The 19,735-nt window shown below is 70.5% G+C and carries 17 protein-coding genes; 6 read left to right on the top strand and 11 right to left on the bottom strand.

Annotated elements, in window-relative coordinates; genetic code table 11:
- Positions 1 to 11: 11 nt before the first annotated feature.
- The gene (gene uvrA / locus ACIA8D_RS15675; protein WP_399232350.1) at positions 12 to 3,068 is read right to left on the bottom strand and encodes an excinuclease ABC subunit UvrA; all 3,057 of its coding nucleotides are present in this window, start codon (positions 3,066 to 3,068) and stop codon (positions 12 to 14) included.
- Between the two features lie 300 nt (positions 3,069 to 3,368).
- Between uvrA and ACIA8D_RS15670 the strand changes: the two genes are divergently transcribed.
- On the top strand, positions 3,369 to 4,097 hold the full coding sequence (locus ACIA8D_RS15670; protein ID WP_399232349.1) for a maleylpyruvate isomerase family mycothiol-dependent enzyme: 729 nt from the start codon (positions 3,369 to 3,371) through the stop codon (positions 4,095 to 4,097).
- A gap of 9 nt (positions 4,098 to 4,106) precedes the next feature.
- A complete protein-coding gene (locus ACIA8D_RS15665) occupies positions 4,107 to 4,763 on the top strand; it encodes an MBL fold metallo-hydrolase (RefSeq protein WP_399232347.1) in 657 nt (218 codons plus the stop codon).
- Between the two features lie 49 nt (positions 4,764 to 4,812).
- Here the strand turns inward: ACIA8D_RS15665 and aroQ are convergent, their stop codons facing one another.
- The 8 genes from aroQ to ACIA8D_RS15625 form a co-directional block, all read right to left on the bottom strand.
- A complete protein-coding gene (aroQ, locus tag ACIA8D_RS15660; RefSeq protein ID WP_399232346.1) occupies positions 4,813 to 5,286 on the bottom strand; it encodes a type II 3-dehydroquinate dehydratase in 474 nt (157 codons plus the stop codon).
- 83 nt (positions 5,287 to 5,369) lie between these two features.
- Positions 5,370 to 6,470 (bottom strand): calcium:proton antiporter, encoded by a 1,101-nt coding sequence (locus ACIA8D_RS15655; RefSeq protein ID WP_399232344.1) that lies wholly within the window; start codon positions 6,468 to 6,470, stop codon positions 5,370 to 5,372.
- A gap of 81 nt (positions 6,471 to 6,551) precedes the next feature.
- Positions 6,552 to 6,854, bottom strand: a complete 303-nt coding sequence (locus tag ACIA8D_RS15650) for a hypothetical protein (RefSeq protein ID WP_399232342.1) — start codon at positions 6,852 to 6,854, stop codon at positions 6,552 to 6,554.
- 129 nt (positions 6,855 to 6,983) lie between these two features.
- Entirely contained in the window at positions 6,984 to 7,961 is a 978-nt protein-coding gene (locus tag ACIA8D_RS15645) for a TerC family protein (protein WP_399232341.1), read from the bottom strand.
- Positions 7,962 to 8,206: 245 nt separating this feature from the next.
- Complete coding sequence (locus tag ACIA8D_RS15640; RefSeq protein WP_399232339.1) at positions 8,207 to 10,105, bottom strand: TerD family protein; 1,899 nt, start codon at positions 10,103 to 10,105, stop codon at positions 8,207 to 8,209.
- Between the two features lie 10 nt (positions 10,106 to 10,115).
- On the bottom strand, positions 10,116 to 10,694 hold the full coding sequence (locus ACIA8D_RS15635) for a TerD family protein (protein WP_399232337.1): 579 nt from the start codon (positions 10,692 to 10,694) through the stop codon (positions 10,116 to 10,118).
- 151 nt (positions 10,695 to 10,845) lie between these two features.
- Positions 10,846 to 12,984, bottom strand: a complete 2,139-nt coding sequence (uvrB, locus tag ACIA8D_RS15630) for an excinuclease ABC subunit UvrB (protein WP_399232335.1) — start codon at positions 12,982 to 12,984, stop codon at positions 10,846 to 10,848.
- 74 nt (positions 12,985 to 13,058) lie between these two features.
- Positions 13,059 to 13,910, bottom strand: a complete 852-nt coding sequence (locus ACIA8D_RS15625) for an MHYT domain-containing protein (protein WP_399232333.1) — start codon at positions 13,908 to 13,910, stop codon at positions 13,059 to 13,061.
- 270 nt (positions 13,911 to 14,180) lie between these two features.
- Between ACIA8D_RS15625 and ACIA8D_RS15620 the strand changes: the two genes are divergently transcribed.
- From ACIA8D_RS15620 to ACIA8D_RS15610, 3 genes are all read left to right on the top strand, one after another.
- Complete coding sequence (locus tag ACIA8D_RS15620) at positions 14,181 to 15,056, top strand: glycerophosphodiester phosphodiesterase (protein WP_399232331.1); 876 nt, start codon at positions 14,181 to 14,183, stop codon at positions 15,054 to 15,056.
- Positions 15,057 to 15,097: 41 nt separating this feature from the next.
- Complete coding sequence (locus tag ACIA8D_RS15615; protein WP_399232330.1) at positions 15,098 to 15,670, top strand: methylated-DNA--[protein]-cysteine S-methyltransferase; 573 nt, start codon at positions 15,098 to 15,100, stop codon at positions 15,668 to 15,670.
- 167 nt (positions 15,671 to 15,837) lie between these two features.
- Positions 15,838 to 17,049 carry an MFS transporter gene (locus ACIA8D_RS15610; protein ID WP_399232577.1) on the top strand — a complete coding sequence of 404 codons (1,212 nt, stop codon included), beginning with the start codon at positions 15,838 to 15,840 and terminating at the stop codon, positions 17,047 to 17,049.
- Positions 17,050 to 17,074: 25 nt separating this feature from the next.
- Here the strand turns inward: ACIA8D_RS15610 and ACIA8D_RS15605 are convergent, their stop codons facing one another.
- Positions 17,075 to 17,449: a cupin domain-containing protein gene (locus ACIA8D_RS15605; protein WP_399232328.1), complete on the bottom strand. Its 375-nt coding sequence runs from the start codon at positions 17,447 to 17,449 to the stop codon at positions 17,075 to 17,077.
- 207 nt (positions 17,450 to 17,656) lie between these two features.
- On the opposite strand from ACIA8D_RS15605, the gene fdhA reads away from it, so the two are divergent.
- On the top strand, positions 17,657 to 18,883 hold the full coding sequence (gene fdhA, locus ACIA8D_RS15600) for a formaldehyde dehydrogenase, glutathione-independent (RefSeq protein ID WP_399232326.1): 1,227 nt from the start codon (positions 17,657 to 17,659) through the stop codon (positions 18,881 to 18,883).
- Between the two features lie 53 nt (positions 18,884 to 18,936).
- Here fdhA and ACIA8D_RS15595 read toward each other — a convergent pair whose 3' ends face one another.
- On the bottom strand, positions 18,937 to 19,734 hold the full coding sequence (locus ACIA8D_RS15595; protein WP_399232325.1) for a methyltransferase domain-containing protein: 798 nt from the start codon (positions 19,732 to 19,734) through the stop codon (positions 18,937 to 18,939).
- Position 19,735: the final 1 nt, after the last annotated feature.

The raw sequence follows: 19,735 nt of genomic DNA, 5'->3' as shown, positions 1-19,735 counted from the left end.
CGTCAGGCCTGTCAGGCCTTGCGGGCCTTCCCGGTCGCCTTCTTGGCGGCGGGCTTCTTCGCGGCCGCCTTGGTGGCGGTCGTGGCGGTGGTCGACTTGGCGGCCGTCTTCTTGACGGTCGTCGACTTCGCCGTGGCCGTCTTCTTGGCCGGGGCCTTCGTCGCCGCCACCGTCTTCTTCGCCGCCTTGCGGGTGCGCGCCGCGGGCACGGCCGCGTCACTGACCCGGTCGGCGCCGAGCACGTCGCGCAGGAACTTGCCGGTGTGGCTGGCCGGTTCGGCCGCGACCTCCTCCGGAGTGCCCTCGGCGACGACCAGACCGCCGCCGCTGCCGCCCTCGGGACCCATGTCGACGATCCAGTCGGCGGTCTTGATGACATCGAGGTTGTGCTCGATGACGATGACCGAGTTGCCCTTGTCGACGAGCCCGGAGAGCACGGTGATGAGCTTGCTGATGTCCTCGAAGTGCAGACCCGTGGTCGGCTCGTCGAGCACGTACACCGTGCGGCCCGTGGAACGCTTCTGCAGCTCGCTGGCGAGCTTCACGCGCTGCGCCTCACCACCGGAGAGCGTCGGCGCGGGCTGCCCGAGCCGGACGTAGCCGAGGCCCACGTCGTTGAGCGTCCTGAGGTGACGGGCGATCGCCGGGACGGCCTCGAAGAAGCTGAGCGCCTCCTCGATCGGCATGTCCAGGACCTCGGAGATGGACTTGCCCTTGTAGTGGACCTCAAGGGTCTCCCGGTTGTAGCGCGCGCCGTGGCAGACCTCGCACGGGACGTACACGTCCGGCAGGAAGTTCATCTCGATCTTGATGGTGCCGTCACCGGAGCAGTTCTCGCAGCGGCCGCCCTTGACGTTGAAGGAGAAGCGCCCCGGCAGGTAGCCGCGCACCTTCGCCTCGGTCGTCTCGGCGAACAGCTTGCGGACGTTGTCGAAGACTCCGGTGTACGTCGCCGGGTTCGACCGCGGCGTGCGGCCGATGGGCGACTGGTCGACGTGCACGACCTTGTCCACGAGGTCGTCGCCGTCCACGCGCGTGTGCCGGCCCGGAACGGAGCGCGCCCCGTTCAACTCCCTTGCCAGGTGCGTGTAGAGGATGTCGTTCACCAGCGTCGACTTGCCGGAGCCCGAGACGCCGGTGACGGCCGTCAGGACGCCCAGCGGGAACGACACGTCGATGTCCTGGAGGTTGTTCTCCTTCGCACCGTGCACCGTGAGGCGGCGTGCCGGGTCCGCGGGCCGCCGGATGTCCGGGATCGCGATGGCCTTCTTGCCCGCCAGGTACTGGCCGGTCATCGACTCGGGGTTCGCCAGCAGCTCCTTCAACGGACCGCTGTGCACGACCTTGCCGCCGTGCTCGCCCGCGCCGGGGCCGATGTCGACGATCCAGTCGGCGACCTTGATGGTGTCCTCGTCGTGCTCGACCACGATGAGCGTGTTGCCCATGTCGCGCAGCCGCACGAGCGTCTCGATGAGCCGGTGGTTGTCGCGCTGGTGCAGGCCGATGGACGGCTCGTCGAGCACGTACAGGACGCCGACCAGGCCGGAGCCGATCTGCGTGGCGAGCCGGATGCGCTGGGCCTCGCCGCCGGACAGGGTGCCCGCCGCGCGGTTCAGCGACAGGTAGTCGAGGCCGACGTCGACGAGGAAGCGCAGCCGCTCGTTGACCTCCTTCAGGACGCGCTCGGCGATCTTCTTGTCGCGCGCGTTGAGCTTCAGCTCGCTCAGGAAGTCGGCGCAGTCGCTGATCGACATCGCCGAGACCTCGGCGATCGACCTGCCCATGACCGTGACGGCCAGGATCAGTGGCTTCAGTCGCGTGCCCTCACAGGTCGGGCAGGGCACCTCGCGCATATAGCCCTCGAAGCGCTCGCGGCTCGCGTCCGACTCGGCCTCGCTGTGGCGGCGCTTCACGAACGGGACGGCGCCCTCGAAGGGCGTCGTGTAGCGGCGCTCGCGCCCGTACCGGTTGCGGTAGCGGACCTCGATCTGCGTCTTGTGGCCGTTCAGGAGCGCCTTCTTGGCGCGCTGCGGCAGCCCGGCGAAGGGGATGTCCGTACGGAAGCCGAGGGCGTCCGCGAGGGCGCCGATGAGGCGGCCGAAGTAGTCCTTCGTGTGCCCGTGCGACCACGGGTGGATGGCGCCCTCGTCGAGCGACTTGTCCTCGTCGGGGACGATCAGCTCGGGGTCGACCTCCATGCGGGTGCCGATGCCGGTGCAGTCGGGGCAGGCGCCGAAGGGCGAGTTGAAGGAGAAGGAGCGCGGCTCCAGCTCCTCGAAGGACAGGTCGTCGTACGTGCAGTACAGGTGCTCCGAGTACATGCGCTCGCGCTCCGGATCGTCCTCGGGGAGGTCGACGAAGTCGAGCACGACCATGCCGCCGGACAGGCCGAGCGCGGTCTCCACGGAGTCGGTGAGGCGGCGCTTGGCGGAGCTCTTCACGGTGAGGCGGTCGACGACCACCTCGATCGTGTGCTTCTCCTGCTTCTTCAGCGTCGGCGGCTCGGACAGCTGGATCGTCTGCCCGTCCACGCGCGCGCGGGAGTAGCCCTTGGTCTGCAGGTCGCTGAAGAGGTCGACGAACTCGCCCTTGCGCTCGCGCACCAGTGGGGAGAGGACCTGGAAGCGGCTGCCCTCGGGCAGCTCCAGGACCTTGTCGACAATGGCCTGCGGCGACTGCCGGGCGATGGGCCGGCCGCACTCCGGGCAGTGCGGCTTGCCGACGCGCGCGAAGAGCAGGCGCAGGTAGTCGTAGACCTCGGTGATGGTGCCGACCGTGGAGCGCGGGTTGCGCGACGTGGACTTCTGGTCGATCGAGACGGCCGGGGAGAGGCCCTCGATGAAGTCGACGTCCGGCTTGTCCATCTGGCCGAGGAACTGGCGGGCGTACGAGGACAGCGATTCGACGTACCGGCGCTGACCCTCGGCGAAGATCGTGTCGAAGGCGAGAGAGGACTTACCGGAGCCGGACAGACCGGTGAAGACGATGAGGGAGTCGCGCGGGAGGTCGAGCGAGACATTCCGGAGATTGTGCTCGCGCGCGCCACGGACGATGAGACGGTCGGCCACGCCGGTCCGCACCTTTCTGGAGAGACAAGTGACAGGGGCGGGCCCCCGTCTCTCGAGGTCTGACTATCGAGGGCGCTTACGCCACGATCGAGGCGGAGCGGCCCCCTGAGAAGGCTGTCCTTCGAAGACTAGAGGGAGCCACTGACAACGCCGGTCCGATTCCCTGGTTGGTAACAAACTGGACCCCCCGGAACTTCCAGGATGCCCGACGCCGCCCTCGACCATATAGCACGCACATTCGATTCATGTGGATCGTAGGCCACCTTCACCCGAACGGGTCGCGGGGCTATCGTCGGCGCCATGAGTGATCATGTGCGCGACCTGGCGTCAGTACGCGAAGCGACCGACCGGCTGCTCGCCGCGGTCGGCACCCTGGACAACGCCGCCGTGGCCGGGCCGTCACGGCTTCCGGGGTGGACCCGGGGGCACGTTCTCGCCCACCTCGCCCGCAACGCGGACGCGCTCGTCAACGTCCTCGAGGGCCGCCCCATGTACGAGAGCGCCCAGGCCCGGGACGCCGACATCGACCGGGACGCCCCGCGCGGACTGCGCGAGCAGCTCGGCGACGTACAGGAGAGCGCGCAGCGGTTCCAGCGGCTGGGGGCCGAGGAAGCCGACTGGGCGCGCACCGTGGAGCTGCGCAACGGCGTGAAGGACCTCGCCTCGAACGTGCCGTTCCGGCGCTGGATCGAGGTCGAGCTGCACCACGTGGACCTCGGGATCGGCTACGAACTGGAGGACCTCTCCCCCGAGTTCACCCAGCGGGAGATCAACTTCCTCGCGAAGCGGTTCCGCGACCACCCCGGCCTGCCGCCCCTGCTGATCAAGCAGGACGACGGCCGGATGATCTCCACGGGGGCCGTGCAGAAGCTCACCATGGAAGAGATCAAGGACGGCGCTCCCCTGCCGCCCCTCGGCATCGTCGTCAAGGGCCACCAGGCGGACATCCTGGGCTGGCTCGCGGGTCGCAGGGACGGCGGCAGCCTCACCGTCGACCGGGGCTCCCTGCCCGACCTGCCCCCGCTATAGGCTGAATCCATGACGTACAGCGGAAGCGTGAAGGTCGGCGGCCCGGCGGATGTGCACGAGCTGCAGGATCTGATGATCTCCAAGGTCGCGGTCGGGCCGATGGACAACAACGCCTACCTGTTGCGCTGCCGCGCGACCGATCAGCAGCTCCTGATCGACGCGGCGAACGAGCCGCGGACGTTGCGCAACCTCATCGGCGAGGACGGCATCGCGGCCGTCGTCACCACGCACCGGCACGGCGACCACTGGCAGGCCCTCCAGGAGGTCGTGGAGGCGACCGGCGCGCGCACGTACGCGGGGCGCGAGGACGTCGAGGGGATTCCGGTGGCGACGGACGTCGCCGTCGCCGACGGGGACACCATCGAGTTCGGCCGGATCACGCTCACCGCCCGCCATCTGGTCGGCCACACGCCCGGTTCGATCGCCCTGGTCTACGACGACCCGCACGGCCACCCGCACGTCTTCACCGGTGACTGCCTGTTCCCGGGCGGCGTGGGCAACACGTGGAAGGACCCCGAGGCCTTCGCGAGCCTCATCGAGGACGTCGAGACGAAGATCTTCGGCACGCTGCCGGACGAGACGTGGGTCTACCCGGGCCACGGGGGCGACACGACGCTGGGCGCCGAGCGCCCCCACCTCCAGGAGTGGCGCGAGCGGGGCTGGTGACCTCCTGATAGGCGGGCCGTTTCGCTTCGGCCCGCCCACAGGGGACGCTCTACGCCTGCGCCGTCCCCGGCGCGGCGAGCGCCGCCACCCGCTCCACGCCGAACGCGTATCCCTGCACGCCGCATCCGGCGATCACGCCGTCGGCGCGCAGCGACACGTAGGAGTGGTGCCGGAACGCCTCGCGCTGGTGGATGTTGGAGATGTGGACCTCCACCACCGGCATGCCGTCACAGGTGTTGAGCGCGTCCAGGATCGCCACGGAGGTGTGCGAGTAGGCGGCCGGGTTGATCACGATGCCGACGTGGTTCTCGCGCGCCTCGTGGATCCAGTCGACCAGCTCGCCCTCGTGGTTGGACTGCCGGAAGTCGACGGTGGCGCCGAGCGCGGTGGCCGCCTTCACGCACAGGGCCTCGACGTCGGCGAGGGTGTCGCGGCCGTAGATCTCCGGCTGGCGCTTGCCGAGCAGGTTCAGGTTCGGGCCGTTGAGAACCATGATCGGGGCGTTGGCGAGCGTGCGCGGCACGAGTGACCTCCGTAGAAGAGCGTTTGCTCCTTGAGGGTCTATCACGGTGTCACCACTGCCCGAAGGGGGTGGTCACAGGGCGGTCAGGGCGTGACGGCGAGCTCGATGTACGCGGCGAGGATCACCAGGTGGACGCCGCCCTGGAGCGGTGTGGCACGGCCCGGGACGATCGTCAGGGTCGCGACCACCATGGTCAGCGCCAGCAGCACCATGTGGGTGGCGCCGAGCCCGAGGACGAGCGGCCCGGTCAGCCAGTACGAGGCGATGGCGACGGCGGGCACCGTGAGGCCGATGCTCGCCATGGACGAGCCGAGGGCGAGGTTGAGGCTGGTCTGCACGCGGTCCCTGCGGGCCGCGCGGAGCGCCGCGATGGTCTCGGGCAGCAGCACGAGCAGCGCGATGATCACGCCGACCACCGCCTGCGGCATGCCGGCCGCCTCCACCCCCTGCTCGATCGTCTTCGAGACGCCCTTGGTGAGTCCGACGACGGCCACCAGGGCGAGCCCGAGCAGGCCGAGGCTGAGCAGGGCGGTCCGGGTGCTCGGCACGTCGGCGTGGTCGTCGGCGTCGATCACCTCGCCGTGCTTGGTGATCGGCAGGAAGTAGTCGCGGTGGCGGACGGTCTGCGTCGCGACGAAGAGCCCGTACAGGACGAGCGCGGCGACGGCCGAGAAGACCAGTTGGGAGGTGGAGAACTCCGGGCCGAGCTTGCTGGTGGTGAAGGTCGGCAGGACGAGGCAGAGCGTCGCGAGCGTGGCCACGGTGGCGAGGGCTCCCCCGGTGCCCTCGGACTGGAAGACCGCCACGCGGTGCCGCAGCGCGGCCGCCAGCAGGCTGACGCCGACGATGCCGTTGCAGGTGATCATGACGGCGGCGAACACGGTGTCGCGGGCGAGCGTGGAGCTCTTGGCCCCGCCGTCGGCCATCAAAGTGACGATCAGCGCGACCTCGATGATCGTCACGGCCACGGCGAGCACGAGCGAACCGAAGGGTTCACCGACCCGGTGGGCGACGACCTCCGCGTGGTGCACGGCCGCGAGCACGGAGACCGCGAGGACCACCGCGACGACGGCGACCACGGCACCGGGCAGATCGCGCCCCCAGGTGAACGCGAGCAGCACGATCGCGATCAGCGGCACCACCACGGTCCACTGCGTACTCAGCGCCCGCACTCTGGTGATCATTCATCGATGGTGCCCGCGGCGGGGTGGGGGCGCGACTTCGCGGGCGGCGGCGCCCGGCGGGCGCGGGGCGCCGCGCGCAGGTCACTTGAGCTCGCGCACGTCCTTCAGGTCGCAGTTGATGAAGGCCGGCGGGCGGGTGCACAGGGCCGAGAGCTGCTTGTTGAGCTCGGCCACCTCGGGGTGATCGTTGCTGCGCATCGCGTCCTCGTAGGACTCGAACTCGATGACCGCGAGATAGCGGCCCGTGGAGTCCCGGTCCTTGAGCATCATCCGGTGCGTGGGGCCGCCCTCGGTGCCCTGCATCCGCTGTTCGAAGGCTTCGAGCAGCTCCCGCATCTCGCCGAACCGCTGCGATTCGAAGTCGATGATCTGGACGAACTTCATGGGGTCCTCCCCCGTCGTGCCCTCGCGCCCCCGTGGGACGCGCTCAGGGCACAACGAAGCACCGGGAACGACGCGCGGCAATCGGCCGCGCACCGCTCCCGGTGCTGGTAATTCCTACGCCCGACGCCGTCAGGCCTCGATGCTGTCCTTCTGAGCCGCTTCGGCCGCGTCCCTCTCCGCCTGCTTCTTCGAGGCGATGAGGCTGGTGATCGTCGTGACGATCAGGACGCCGCAGATGACGGAGAGCGAGACCGGGATGGAGATCTCCGGTACGTGCACCCCGGACTCGTGCAGCGCGTGCAGGATCAGCTTCACGCCGATGAATCCGAGGATCACCGACAGGCCGTAGCTGAGGTGCACCAGCTTCTTGAGCAGGCCGCCGATGAGGAAGTACAGCTGGCGCAGGCCCATCAGGGCGAACGCGTTGGCGGTGAAGACGATGTACGGGTCCTGGGTCAGGCCGAAGATCGCCGGGATCGAGTCCATCGCGAACAGCACGTCGGTCATGCCGATGGCGAGCATGACGACCAGGAGCGGCGTCATGACCTTCTTGCCGTGCTGCTGGATGAAGAGCTTCGTGCCGTGGTACCGGTCCGCGACGCCGAACTTCTTCTCGATCGACTTGAGGATGCGGTTCTCCTCGAACTCCTCCTCTTCTTCGTCCGCCATGGCCTCCTTGATGAGCTTCCAGGCGGTGTACAGGAGGAAGGCGCCGAAGATGTAGAAGACCCACGAGAAGCTGGAGATGATCGCCGCGCCGGCCGCGATGAAGATCGCGCGCAGCACGAGGGCGATCAGCACACCGAACAGCAGCACGCGCTGCTGCAGCTGGGTGGGCACCGAGAACTTCGCCATGATCAGGATGAAGACGAAGAGGTTGTCCACACTGAGCGACTTCTCGGTGATGAAGCCCGCGAAGAACTCGCCGCCGGCCTGGCTGCTCCCCCAGACCATCACGCCGACGCCGAACAGCGCGGCGAGCACGATCCAGACGATCGTCCAGATGCCCGCTTCCTTGATCGACACATCGTGGGGCTTGCGCCCGATGAAGAAGTCGACCGCGATGAGGGCGCACAGACCGAGAACGGTCAGCACCCACACAGTCATTGATACGTCCACTACTGCGCCTCCGGCGTCGTACGGCTACTGATCAGCGTCGTCGCTGCCGGAGGTCTCTTCCACCCGAGCGCCTTGGCGGGTCTCGGGCCGGCGCCCCGGGATCGATGCCTTCTGGCCTGTCGTCCGTACTGACGGGAACGCCGCGTTGGAGTACTCCCCTCCGCGTCAAGGAGCGTACTAGAAACACCCATGAGAGGTAAAGGGAAAGGTAAAGAAGTCACCAAGTCCGCAGGTCAAAGGCCCCTCCTTCGACGGGCTTCCGCCACCTCCGCGAGCACCTGACGCAGGATCTGGCTGCCCTGAGGGACCGTCGACGGCTCGTACGTCCATGCGTGGCCGACCCAGGGATCGGTCAGATGGTCGTCCGGGACGGGGGTGAGGCGCAGCAGGGCGCGCCACAAGGGGTCGAGCAACGGTCCGTACTCGGCGGCGTCCTCCCGGTCGGCGACGAGCATCAGGTGCACGCCGACCGCAGGGCCCTCGTCCGCGAGGTAGCGCAGTCGGGTGATGGACCGGTCGTCGAAGCCGTGCGGGAAGTCGTGCACGATCAGGAGCTGCTCGGCGACGTCCAGGTCCGGTGGCAGCGCGTCGGCCGCGCCCGCCCGGACCGCCATCTGTACGAGGTCGACGCGCTCGGTCAGCCGGGTCAGGGTGTCCGCGACCCCTGCCGCTCCCCTGGCCGGCGGCCCGGCGAGCACGCCCGCGTCCACGAGCGGGGCGAGCGCGCCGACCGCGGTACCGGCCGGGTCGATGACGTGCACGCCGAACCCGCCCGCCGGATGGGCCGCGAGCAGCCGGGCCGCATGGAGGACGGCGGTGTGGGCGGCACGCGCGCGTAGTGCGTCGGCATCGGCGAGGCCGTCGGAGGCGGAGGGTCCCGCGTCGATCCACAGCCCGCGCTCCAGCGGCAGCCGTACGAGCATCGGGATGCGCAGCCCGGCGCTCTCGCTCTCGGGCAGGCTCAGCTCCCCGACCCGGACCGCCATGGGGCTCTCCAGCGGGCTGCGGTAGGCGTGCCAGCAAGGGCTGTCCCAGCCCGCGTACGCCGCCGGGAGCGCGGGCTCGACGACCTCGGCCTCGGCGACGAGCTGCGCGAGGTCCCGGTCGAGCGCCTCCCTGGCCCGGTCGACGAGGGCGGCATGCCGGGCGCGGGCGGCCTCGCGCGCGGCGTCGCCCTGGCCGTCGAGGCGGCTGCGCGGGTCGGCGGAGTCGGCGAGGGCCCCGTCGAGCTCGCGCTCCAGGCGGGAGTCCGCGAAACCGACGGCGCCGCGGTACGCGGCCGTGGCGCGGGCCAGGTCCTCGAACATGCCCCACACCTGGTTGTAGAGCCGCTCGTCCAAGGACCAGCCCGTCGCGTCTCCGGCGACAGGCGCCGCGGGCTGCCGCGCCGGCTCGGACGGCTCGCGGTCCCCGCGGCCGGGGTGCGTGTAGTCGATGGGTCCGCCCGGCGCCGCGGCGGGCGTGGGCGCAGGGGCGCCCGGAGGCCGGGCGCCGGAGGCGTGGCCCGCGGTGGCCGCCGCGCGGACGTGGGACCCGTCCGTGGCCTCCGGAGTACGCGGCGGAGGCGCCACCGCGCGGTCGCGGCCCCGGGCGACGGCGTCGTGGACGGAGCCGGCGAGCGCCTGCGCGTCCGGCAGGCCCTGGTCGGCGAGGAGCGCGGCGAGGCCGTCGGCGTAGCCCTGGCCGACGGCGCGCACCTTCCAGGCGCCCTGCCTGCGGTAGAACTCCAGGGCGACGACCGCCGACTCCGTGTCGAGGTCGGTGATCGTGTAGCTGGCCTCCGCCACGCCGTCGGGGCCGCCGACGGCGATGAACGGGGCTGCCGCGGCGCCGAACCGGGCCGGGCCGCCGTCGCCCACGGGCAGCGCCAGAAGGACGGTGACGCGGTGCACGTCCTGCGGCATCGCGTCCAGGTCGACGGCCAGGCGGTGGTCCGCCGCCGCCTGGCGCGGGACCTCGATGCCCGGCAGCGCGGGCGCGCCGGTGTGGACGATCCGGTCCGCGCCGCGCACGGCGCCCCGGTCGTCGGCGAGCGTGGCGCCCGCGACGACCGGCCGGCCGGCCGACACCCGGATCTCCAGACGGGTCTGGGCGAGGGGGTGGTTCTGCCCCCTCACCAGTTCGGCCGCCATCGTGGGTCCGCTACAGGCCGGGCAGGATCGAGGGCATCAGGTCCTGGAACGTGCGCCCCTGCGCCGCTTCTCCCAGGGCCGTCATCTTCCAGCCCGCGCCGTCCCGGTGCACCTTCGCCATGATCTGCGCGGTGTACTTTCCGCCGCCGTCCAGCGTGTAGCGGGCGAGCTCCTCGCCCGTCGTCTCGTCGACCAGCCGGCAGAACGCGTTCTGCACTTCCTGGAAGGTCTGCCCTGTGAAGGAGTTGACCGTGAAGACGATCTGGTCGATGTGGACCGGGACGCGCTGCAGGTCGACGACGATCGACTCGTCGTCACCACCCTGGCCCGCGCCACCGACCAGGTTGTCACCGGTGTGCCGCACCGAGCCGTCGTCGCTGACGAGGTGGCGGAAGAAGACCACGTCGACGGGCTGCTTGTCGGCGAAGAGGACCGCCGACGCGTCGAGGTCGACCTCGCGCGTGCGCGTGCCGAACAGGCCGCGCCGAGGTGCCGCCTGCCAGCCGAGTCCCATCCGTACGGCGGTGAGGGTGCCCCCGCCCCGCTTCTCCAGGCTGATGGCCTGACCCTTGGTCAAGTCGATGCCCACGCGCTGTCCCCTCTCGGACCGTCCCCTGTTGCCGCGCCAAGTGCGCGGTTGGCCCAAACCCTAGAGGGCGGCACCGACAGCGCCGCCAGGGCGGGCGGGGTTTTGTGGCGGTCTTGCGACATGCCCCCGTCACCCCGCCCGTCGTGGCAGGTCAGGCGATGCCTGCCTCCTTCATCTGCCGCAGTTCCTTCTTCATCTCCGACACCTCGTCGCGCAGCCGTGCCGCGACCTCGAACTGCAGGTCCGCGGCGGCCGCCCGCATCCGCTCGGTCAGCTCCTCGATCTGCCCCGACAGCTCGGCCGCGGGACGGTCGGTGGGAACCGTCTCCTCCGCCTTGCCGCGCTTCTTCTTGGCCGGCGCCTCCGCCTTCCCGGCGGCGGGCACGGGGGCCTTGGCACCCTTTCCGTCCTTGCCGCCCTTGCGGTATCCGGTGCCGAGCAGCGCCTCCGTGTCGACGTCCTCGCGCGCGATGGACGCCACGATGTCGTTGATCTTCTTCCGGAGGGGCTGGGGGTCGATCCCGTTCGCCTCGTTGTAGGCGACCTGCTTCTCGCGGCGGCGATTGGTCTCGTCGATGGCCTTCTCCATCGCCGGCGTGATCTTGTCCGCGTACATGTGGACCTGACCCGACACGTTGCGCGCCGCGCGGCCGATCGTCTGGATCAGCGAGGTGCCGGAGCGCAGGAAGCCTTCCTTGTCGGCGTCGAGGATCGCGACCAGGGAGACCTCGGGCAGGTCGAGGCCCTCGCGCAGCAGGTTGATGCCGACCAGCACGTCGAACTCGCCCGCGCGCAGCTCGCGCAGCAGCTCGACGCGGCGCAGGGTGTCGACGTCGCTGTGCAGATAGCGGACCTGGATGCCGAGCTCGACGAAGTAGTCCGTGAGGTCCTCGGCCATTTTCTTGGTGAGCGTGGTGACCAGGACGCGCTCGTCCTTCTCGGTGCGCGTACGGATCTCGTGCACCAGGTCGTCGATCTGCCCCTCGGTGGGCTTCACGACGACTTCGGGGTCGACGAGGCCGGTGGGGCGGATGATCTGCTCGACGTGACCGTCCGCGCGCGAGAGCTCGTAGTTGCCGGGGGTCGCCGACAGATAGACGGTCTGACCGATGCGCTCCTGGAACTCCTCCCACTTCAGCGGGCGGTTGTCGAGCGCGGAGGGCAGCCGGAAGCCGTGGTCCACGAGGGTGCGCTTGCGGGAGGCGTCGCCCTCGTACATGGCGCCGATCTGCGGCACGGTGACGTGCGACTCGTCGATCACGAGCAGGAAGTCGTCCGGGAAGTAGTCGAGCAGCGTGTTCGGCGGGGAGCCGGGCTCGCGGCCGTCGAAGTGCATCGAGTAGTTCTCCACGCCGGAGCAGGAGCCGATCTGGCGGAGCATCTCCAGGTCGTACGTGGTGCGCATGCGAAGGCGCTGGGCCTCGAGCATCTTGCCCTGCTTCTCGAGCTCGGCGAGACGCTCCTCCAGCTCCTTCTCGATGTCGTTGGCCGCGCGCTCCAGGCGCTCGGGACCCGCCACGTAGTGGGTCGCCGGGAAGATGTACAGCGAGTCGTCGTCGCTGATGACCTCGCCGGTGAGCGGGTGCAGCGTGGAGAGCGATTCGATCTCGTCGCCGAACATCTCGATGCGGACCGCGAGCTCTTCGTAGACGGGGAAGATCTCGATGGTGTCGCCGCGCACCCGGAAGGTGCCGCGCTGGAACGCCACGTCGTTGCGCGTGTACTGGATGTCCACGAAGCGGCGCAGCAGGTCGTCCCGGTCGATCTCGTCCCCGACCTTCAGGGGGACCATGCGGTCCACGTACTCCTGCGGGGTGCCGAGGCCGTAGATGCAGGAGACGGAGGCGACCACGACGACGTCCCTGCGGGTCAGCAGCGAGTTCGTCGCGGAGTGCCGCAGGCGCTCCACCTCCTCGTTGATCGAGGAGTCCTTCTCGATGTACGTGTCCGACTGCGGCACGTACGCCTCGGGTTGGTAGTAGTCGTAGTACGAGACGAAGTATTCGACCGCGTTGTTCGGCAGCAGCTCGCGGAACTCGTTGGCCAGCTGGGCGGCCAGCGTCTTGTTCGGCGCCATCACGAGCGTGGGGCGCTGGAGCTTTTCGATCATCCACGCCGTGGTGGCGGACTTGCCGGTGCCGGTCGCGCCGAGCAGGACGACGTCCTTCTCGCCCCCGGAGACGCGCTTCTCCAGCTCGGCGATGGCCGCGGGCTGGTCACCGCTGGGCTGGTACGGGCTGACGACCTCGAAGGGCGCCACCGTGCGTTCGATCTTGGATACGGGCCGCATGGAACCAACCGTACGACCCACCACTGACAACCGGGTCCGAACCCCTGTGGGGCCCGGCCTTCAGGGGCTCCGGGTCACCAGTCCTGCGGGGTGCGCGACGTGGGTCGCCGCAGCGGGCGGCGCAGCCGCGGGACGGTCGGCGCGGGGGTGCCGAGCCGGGCCTGCGCCGCTCGGCCGTCCCGCCAGTCGGGGCGGCCCGTCACCAGCATCGGGTCGAAAACCACGACCACTCCGGCCAGCAGCAGGAAGCTCAGCGGGCCGATCAGCATGGGACCGAGGATGGCGGCGGCCGAGTCCCCTCCGAGGGCGCCCGCGGCATCGGTGTGCGCGTGGACGCTGACCCCCGCCATCGCCATGTAGTGCATCCCCGAGACGGCGAGCCCCATGATCAGGCTCGCGCCGAGGCTCCACATGATGCCGCGCACCTGGACGGCCGCCCACAGGGCGGCGGTCGCCGCCACCATGGCTATGACCACGGAGGCGACCACGGTGAACGTGTTGTAACTGATCGTCCCGTGAAGACGCATTCCGGCCATTCCGAGGTAGTGCATGGACGCGACCCCGAGGCCCGTGATGGTGCCTCCAGTGAACAGGGCCGGGCCGGTCGCGCCCTTGTAGCCGACGATGAAGACGCCGATGCCGACCATGAGGACGGCCACGCCGAGGCTCGCGAACGTGGTCAGCGGGTCGTAGCGGATCGTCATGCCCTTCACGCTGAAGCCCATCATCGCGATGAAGTGCATGGTCCAGATCCCGGAGCCGATCGCCGCCGATCCCAGGGCGAGCCACCCCATCCGCCAGGTGTTGGCGACGAGCAGGGATCTGGTGGTGCAGCGCAGCCCCAGGGCGCCTCCGATGCAGGCCATGAGATACGCCACCACCGGTGTGACGAGCCCGTAACTGAAGCCGTCGACCGAACCCTGCATGCGTGACAGCCCTTCCGACTGGATTTCCGTGAGGTGTGCAGCTCGTCCCTTCGCGCGCGGCGGCCGAGGCGGCCGCGGGTGAGGTGGAGATTAAAGCGCACACAGGAACGTCCGAACGATTTTCCGGCAAAGAAACCGGGCGCACGACACGGGGGTCGGCCGCAGTTGAGTGACTCCGTTCAACTCCTGACCATCCTGCGCCTACTCTTCGTTCGCTCTCTGCTGTCAATCTCGTACAGTCCGTGATTCCACGACGCATGAGGAGCACACGTGTACGGACGCACAGCAGCCGCCCTGACCGCAGTGGCGGGCTCCGTCGTCATCGGTGTCCTGGTCCTGCCCACCGCTGCACAAGCCGCCCCCCAACCCAACAGAACCGTGGTCGTCGCCCACCGCGGCGCCTCCGCGTACGCCCCCGAGAACACCCTGGCGGCCATCGACCGGGCGCGCGCCCTGGGGGGCACCTGGGTCGAGAACGACGTGCAGCGCACCAAGGACGGCGCCCTGGTCGTCCTGCACGACACCACACTGGCCCGCACCACCAACGTCGAGCAGGTCTATCCGGACCGCTCCCCGTGGAACGTGGCGGACTTCACCTCGAGCGAGATCGCCAAGCTGGACGCGGGCAGCTGGAAGGGCGCCGAGTACACGGGCACCCGGATCCCGACGCTCCACGAGTACCTGCGGCGCGTCGACCGCAACCACCAGAAGCTGCTCATGGAGATCAAGTCGCCCGAGCTGTACCCGGGCATCGAGGACCAGATCCTGCACCAGCTGCACAGGGACGGCTGGCTGGACTCCTGGGACGTCAAGCACCGGCTAATCATCCAGAGCTTCAACGCGGACAGCGTGCGGACCGTGCACGCCCGGCGCCCGGACATCAAGACGGGCTTCCTCGGCACACCCGCCGTGTCCGAGCTGCCCGCGTACGCGAAGTTCGCCGACCAGGTCAATCCGTCGCACTCGACGATCTCGGCGGACTACGTCAAGGCGGTGCACGCGCTCAAGGGCCCGCACGGCAAGCCGCTCGAGTCGTACACCTGGACCGTCAACGACGCGAAGACCGCGCAGAAGGTGGCCGGCTACGGCGTCGACGGGATCATCAGCAACGCCCCTGACGTGGTGCGGGCGGCCGTCGGCGGCTGACCCGCCCGGCGTTGTCAGTGCCCGGCCGTACCGTGGTCGGCATGAACGCCACTGGACCGATCGAGACCCCTCCCGCCGCGCCGCGGCAGGCCGTATGGGCAGTCGTGCGCAGCGACATCGGCCCGCTGCTGCTCGCCGCGACGGACGCCGGTCTGGTGAACGTGGTCTTCCACGCCACCGACGCGGTGCGGGACAAGGCGCTCGACCGGCTCGGCTCCCGGCTCGGGGCCGAGCCCGTCGAGGCACCCGACTCCCCGCTGCTCGCCGAGGCGATACGGCAGTTCGCCGAGTACTTCGCCGGGCGGCGGCGCGAGTTCGATGTGCCGCTCGACTGGTCGCTGATCACCGGCTTCAACCGGGAGGTGCTGCGCGAGCTGTTCGCCGGGGTGCCGTTCGGGGCGGTCGTCGGGTACGGGGATCTGGCCCACCGGGTCGGACAGCCGGGCGCCGCGCAGGCCGTGGGCCTGGCCATGGGGGCCAATCCGCTGCCGGTCGTGGTGCCGTGCCACCGGGTCGTGGAGCGCGACGGCGGGATCGGCGGCTTCGGGGGCGGGCTCGAGACGAAGCGGAAGTTGCTCGCCCTGGAAGGGGTGTTGCCCGAGCCGTTGTTCTGAGACGGTCCTGGGGTGGGGCGGACGGGCAGGGTCCACGGGGTTGATCGGGGGGTTGTGAGTTGAGCACGGACGAGGGGCAGTTGCGGCGGCCGGAGGATGTGCCACCGCAGGGCGGGAGCACCGACCCGGTCGGGCGGACCGGCGACGCCGAGCCGGGGACGGAGGCGCTGCAGCGGCGTACGCAGCGGGTGCTCGTCGCCTCGCAGATACTCGGCGGGCTCGGGACCGCCACCGGGATCGCGCTGGCCGCCGTGCTCGCCAAGAAGGTCAGCGGAGACGAGGCGCTCTCCGGCCTCGCGTCCACGGCGAGCGTCGCGGGGACCGCGGTGCTGTCGGTGCCGCTGGCCGCGCTGATGAACGCCCGTGGGCGGCGGGCCGGCCTCGTACTGGCCTATCTGATCGGCACCTTGGGGGCCGTGGTGACCGTCGTCGCCGCGGCGATCGGCACGTTTCCGCTGCTGCTGATCGGCCTGATGGGCTTCGGCGCGGCGTCCTCCGCCAACCTCCAGGCCCGGTACGCGGCCGCCGACCTGGCGGAGCCCGACCGGCGGGCCCGCGCCATCTCGACCGTCGTGTGGGCCACCACCATCGGCGCCGTCCTCGGACCGAACATAGCGGCGCCCGCGGGCCGCAGCGTCTCCGGGCTCGGCATACCGGCGGAGGCCGGACCGTTCGTCTGGGCGGCCGGGGTGTTCCTGATATCGGCGATCGTGGTGCACCTGTCGCTGCGCCCGGACCCGCTGTTGACCGCGCGGTCCCTGGCCCCCGCGGAGGAGCAGTCGCCGGCCGCGCGCTCCATACGGGCGGGGTTCGCGGCGGTGTCCGCGTCCCCCCGCGCCCGGCTGGCCCTCGTCACGGTGGCGGTGTCGCACACGGCGATGGTGTCCGTGATGTCGATGACGCCGGTCGACCTCGAACACCACGGCGCGGGCATCGAGTTGATCGGGCTCGTGATCAGCGGGCACATCGCGGGGATGTACGCGTTCTCTCCGGTCATGGGGCGTCTCGCCGACCGGTTCGGGCGACTGACGGTGATCGGGCTCGCGGTGGGCCTGCTCGCGTGCGCGGCGCTGCTCGCCGGGACCGCGGGCGGGAGTCACGGGCAGAGCGCGGCGGCGCTGTTCCTGCTCGGGCTCGGCTGGTCGGCCGGGCTCGTCGCGGGCTCCGCGCTGCTCACGGACTCGGTGCCGCAGGCCGCGCGGGCCGCCGCGCAGGGCCTCTCCGATCTGACGACGAGCCTGTCGGCGGGGATCGGCGGCGCGACGGCCGGCATCGTGGTGGCGACGGCGAGCTACGCGTGGCTGAACCTGGCCGCGGCGTGCCTGCTGCTGCCGCTCGGGGCGTTGGCGCTGTTCACGCGGCGGACCCAACACCCTTAGCGGAAGCGGCTGTTCGGGCGCGGGCTCAGCCCAGGGTGATGTGGTACGCCTTGCGCAGGGTCTCGTGCACCGTCCAGGTCGTCCGGTCGCCCTCGCGCAGCACGGCGGCCGTGCCGGGGCCGAGCTCCAGGCTCTCGCCGCCCTCGACCGTGACCGTGGCGCGGCCGCTGACGACCACGAACAGCTCGTTGGCCTCCGTGTCGGTGACCACGCCGGGCGTGATCTGCCAGATGCCGCGCAGCTGCTTGCCGTCGACGGACTCCCACAGCACCTTGCCGGTCACCTCGGGGGCGCCGGAGACGATCTGTGCGGGGTCGAGGGGCTCGGGTTCGAGCTCCGCGTCCGGGACGTGGACGGCGAAGGAGCCCAGGGCGGTCGCGGGTCGGTCGTTCGTGGTCATGGCCAGTCACCGTAGACGACCTGTGCCTCTGCTCTCACTGGACGGCCTGTGCCGTACGGGTCCCGCCGACTCGACGGCTCGTCGAGGCTTCAACAACTGCGGCCGGAAGGCTCCTCAGAACGCCGTTTCGGTAGCAGACTCCGCCGTGCGCACAGCCGGAGCATCCGCCGTAGACGAGTCACGGAGCCGAAGGGACGGCGATCAGGGATGAGCGGAAACAGGGCAGTCGCATATCTCAAGCCGGGCACGGTCGAGGTCAGGACCATCGACCACCCGACCCTTGAGCTGAAGGACGGGCCCGGAGTGGCCTCGCAGAACGTGGGCAGGACCTGTCGGCACGGCGTGATCCTCAAGGTGCTCGCCACCAACATATGCGGCAGCGACCAGCACATGGTGCGCGGCCGCACCACGGCGCCCGAGGGCCTCGTCCTGGGTCACGAGATCACCGGCGAGATCGTGGAGAAGGGCCCGGACGTCGAGTTCCTGGACGTCGGGGACATCGTCTCCGTGCCGTTCAACATCGCCTGCGGGCGCTGCCGCAACTGCAAGGAGCGCAAGACCGGCATCTGCCTGAACGTCAACCCGGCACGCCCCGGGGCGGCTTACGGCTATGTCGACATGGGCGGCTGGGTCGGCGGCCAGGCCGAGTACGCGATGATCCCCTACGCGGACTTCAACGCGCTGCGCTTCCCCGACGCCGAGCAGGCGCGCGAGAAGCTCCTGGACCTGACCATGCTCTCCGACATCTTCCCGACCGGGTTCCACGGCGCGGTGACGGCGGGCACGAAGGTCGGTTCGACGGTGTACGTGGCCGGAGCCGGGCCCGTCGGGCTCGCGGCGGCCGCGTCGGCGCAGCTCCTCGGGGCGGCCGTGGTGATCGTCGGCGACATGAACGCCGAACGGCTCGCGCAGGCACGGAGCTTCGGCTGCGAGACGGTCGACCTCACGCGCGGCACCGTGGAGGAGCAGGTCGCCGAGATCCTCGGGGTGCCCGAGGTGGACGCGGCCGTGGACGCGGTCGGCTTCGAGGCCCGCGCGCACGGCCCGGACGCACCCGAGGCACCGGCCACGGTCCTCAACTCGCTGATGGGGCTCACCGCGGCCGGTGGCGCGCTCGGCATCCCCGGCCTGTACGTCACCGACGACCCGGGCGGCGTCGACCAGGACGCGCGCACCGGGACGCTGAAGGTGCGGCTCGGCCTCGGCTGGGCGAAGAGCCACCAGTTCACGACCGGTCAGTGCCCGGTGATGCAGTACCACCGGGGGCTGATGATGGCGATCCTGCACGAGCGCGTGCACATCGCGAAGGCCGTCAACGCGACCGTGATCGGCATCGAGGACGCGCCGCGCGGCTACGCGGAGTTCGACCAGGGCGCGAGCCGCAAGTACGTCCTCGACCCGCACGGCGCGCTGAGCGGAGTCCGGCCCGTCTGAGGCCGGCCGGGAGGGGAAGTGGGAGTGGGCTGCGCCCCGCGGGGGGCGCAGCCCTACTTCCTCCCCCACGCCGAGATCAGCGGAGCCGTCGCCAGGTCCATGGTGCCCTCGGCGACATTCGCCAGGTGCTGGTCGATCTCGTCGTCCGTCGCAAGGCCCGCCGTCACGAGCCGCTCGCGGATCTGCCCGACCGTCGCCGTCTCCAGCGCCGTGCAGGCCGGTGAGGCCAGCGGGAAGTACGCGTCCGCCTCGACCTGGCGCAGGCCCGCCGCCCGCAGCAGGCCGGGCAGCCTGCGGCCGTAGCCCAGGTCGGCGCCGCGCTCCGCGAGCAGGGAACGGAAGCCGTGCCGCAGCCGGTTGGCCAACTGCTGCGCGGGACCCGCCTCGTCCGGACAGAGCAGGGGCTGGAGCGCGGGGTCGGCGTCCTCGACGAGCAGCCGCCCGCCGGGACGCAGGGCGCGGATCATCGACGCCAACGCCCGCTCCCGGTCCGGGACATGGACCAGGACGAGCCGCGCGTGCACCAGGTCGAAGCTCTCCGCGGGCGGCTCGTCGAGGCCGATGTCGTGGCGCCGCACCTCGACGGGCGTGCGGGGCGTGGCGGTCTGCCAGGACGTGTCGATGTCGGTGGCCAGGACACGGCCGGTCGGGCCGACCTTGCGCGCGAGCCACGAGACCACCGACGTGCCGCCGGCGCCGACCTCCCAGCAGCGCCAGCCGGAACCGATGCCGAGCCGCTCGATGTGCCGGAACGTCGTGGGGTCGAAGAGGACCGAGAAGGCGTCGAAGCGCCGCCCCGCCTCGGGCTGCCGGTTGTCGAGGAGGTACGCGTGCTCGCCTGATCGCATCATG

The sequence above is a fragment of the Streptomyces sp. NPDC051684 genome (genome assembly GCF_044453445.1).
GTDB lineage: Bacteria > Actinomycetota > Actinomycetes > Streptomycetales > Streptomycetaceae > Streptomyces.
This window is presented reverse-complemented; position numbering and strand designations above follow the sequence as displayed.

What these genes read in the sequence shown, in the direction of transcription:
- ACIA8D_RS15670 (WP_399232349.1), top strand. Translation starts at nt 3,369, where the DNA reads ATGAGTGATCATGTGCGCGACCTGGCGTCAGTACGCGAAGCGACCGAC.
- ACIA8D_RS15665 (WP_399232347.1), top strand. Translation starts at nt 4,107, where the DNA reads ATGACGTACAGCGGAAGCGTGAAGGTCGGCGGCCCGGCGGATGTGCAC.
- ACIA8D_RS15655 (WP_399232344.1), bottom strand. Translation starts at nt 6,470, where the DNA reads ATGATCACCAGAGTGCGGGCGCTGAGTACGCAGTGGACCGTGGTGGTG.
- ACIA8D_RS15650 (WP_399232342.1), bottom strand. Translation starts at nt 6,854, where the DNA reads ATGAAGTTCGTCCAGATCATCGACTTCGAATCGCAGCGGTTCGGCGAG.
- ACIA8D_RS15645 (WP_399232341.1), bottom strand. Translation starts at nt 7,961, where the DNA reads ATGACTGTGTGGGTGCTGACCGTTCTCGGTCTGTGCGCCCTCATCGCG.
- ACIA8D_RS15640 (WP_399232339.1), bottom strand. Translation starts at nt 10,105, where the DNA reads ATGGCGGCCGAACTGGTGAGGGGGCAGAACCACCCCCTCGCCCAGACC.
- uvrB (WP_399232335.1), bottom strand. Translation starts at nt 12,984, where the DNA reads ATGCGGCCCGTATCCAAGATCGAACGCACGGTGGCGCCCTTCGAGGTC.
- ACIA8D_RS15625 (WP_399232333.1), bottom strand. Translation starts at nt 13,910, where the DNA reads ATGCAGGGTTCGGTCGACGGCTTCAGTTACGGGCTCGTCACACCGGTG.
- ACIA8D_RS15615 (WP_399232330.1), top strand. Translation starts at nt 15,098, where the DNA reads ATGAACGCCACTGGACCGATCGAGACCCCTCCCGCCGCGCCGCGGCAG.
- ACIA8D_RS15605 (WP_399232328.1), bottom strand. Translation starts at nt 17,449, where the DNA reads ATGACCACGAACGACCGACCCGCGACCGCCCTGGGCTCCTTCGCCGTC.
- fdhA (WP_399232326.1), top strand. Translation starts at nt 17,657, where the DNA reads ATGAGCGGAAACAGGGCAGTCGCATATCTCAAGCCGGGCACGGTCGAG.
- ACIA8D_RS15595 (WP_399232325.1), bottom strand. Translation starts at nt 19,734, where the DNA reads ATGATGCGATCAGGCGAGCACGCGTACCTCCTCGACAACCGGCAGCCC.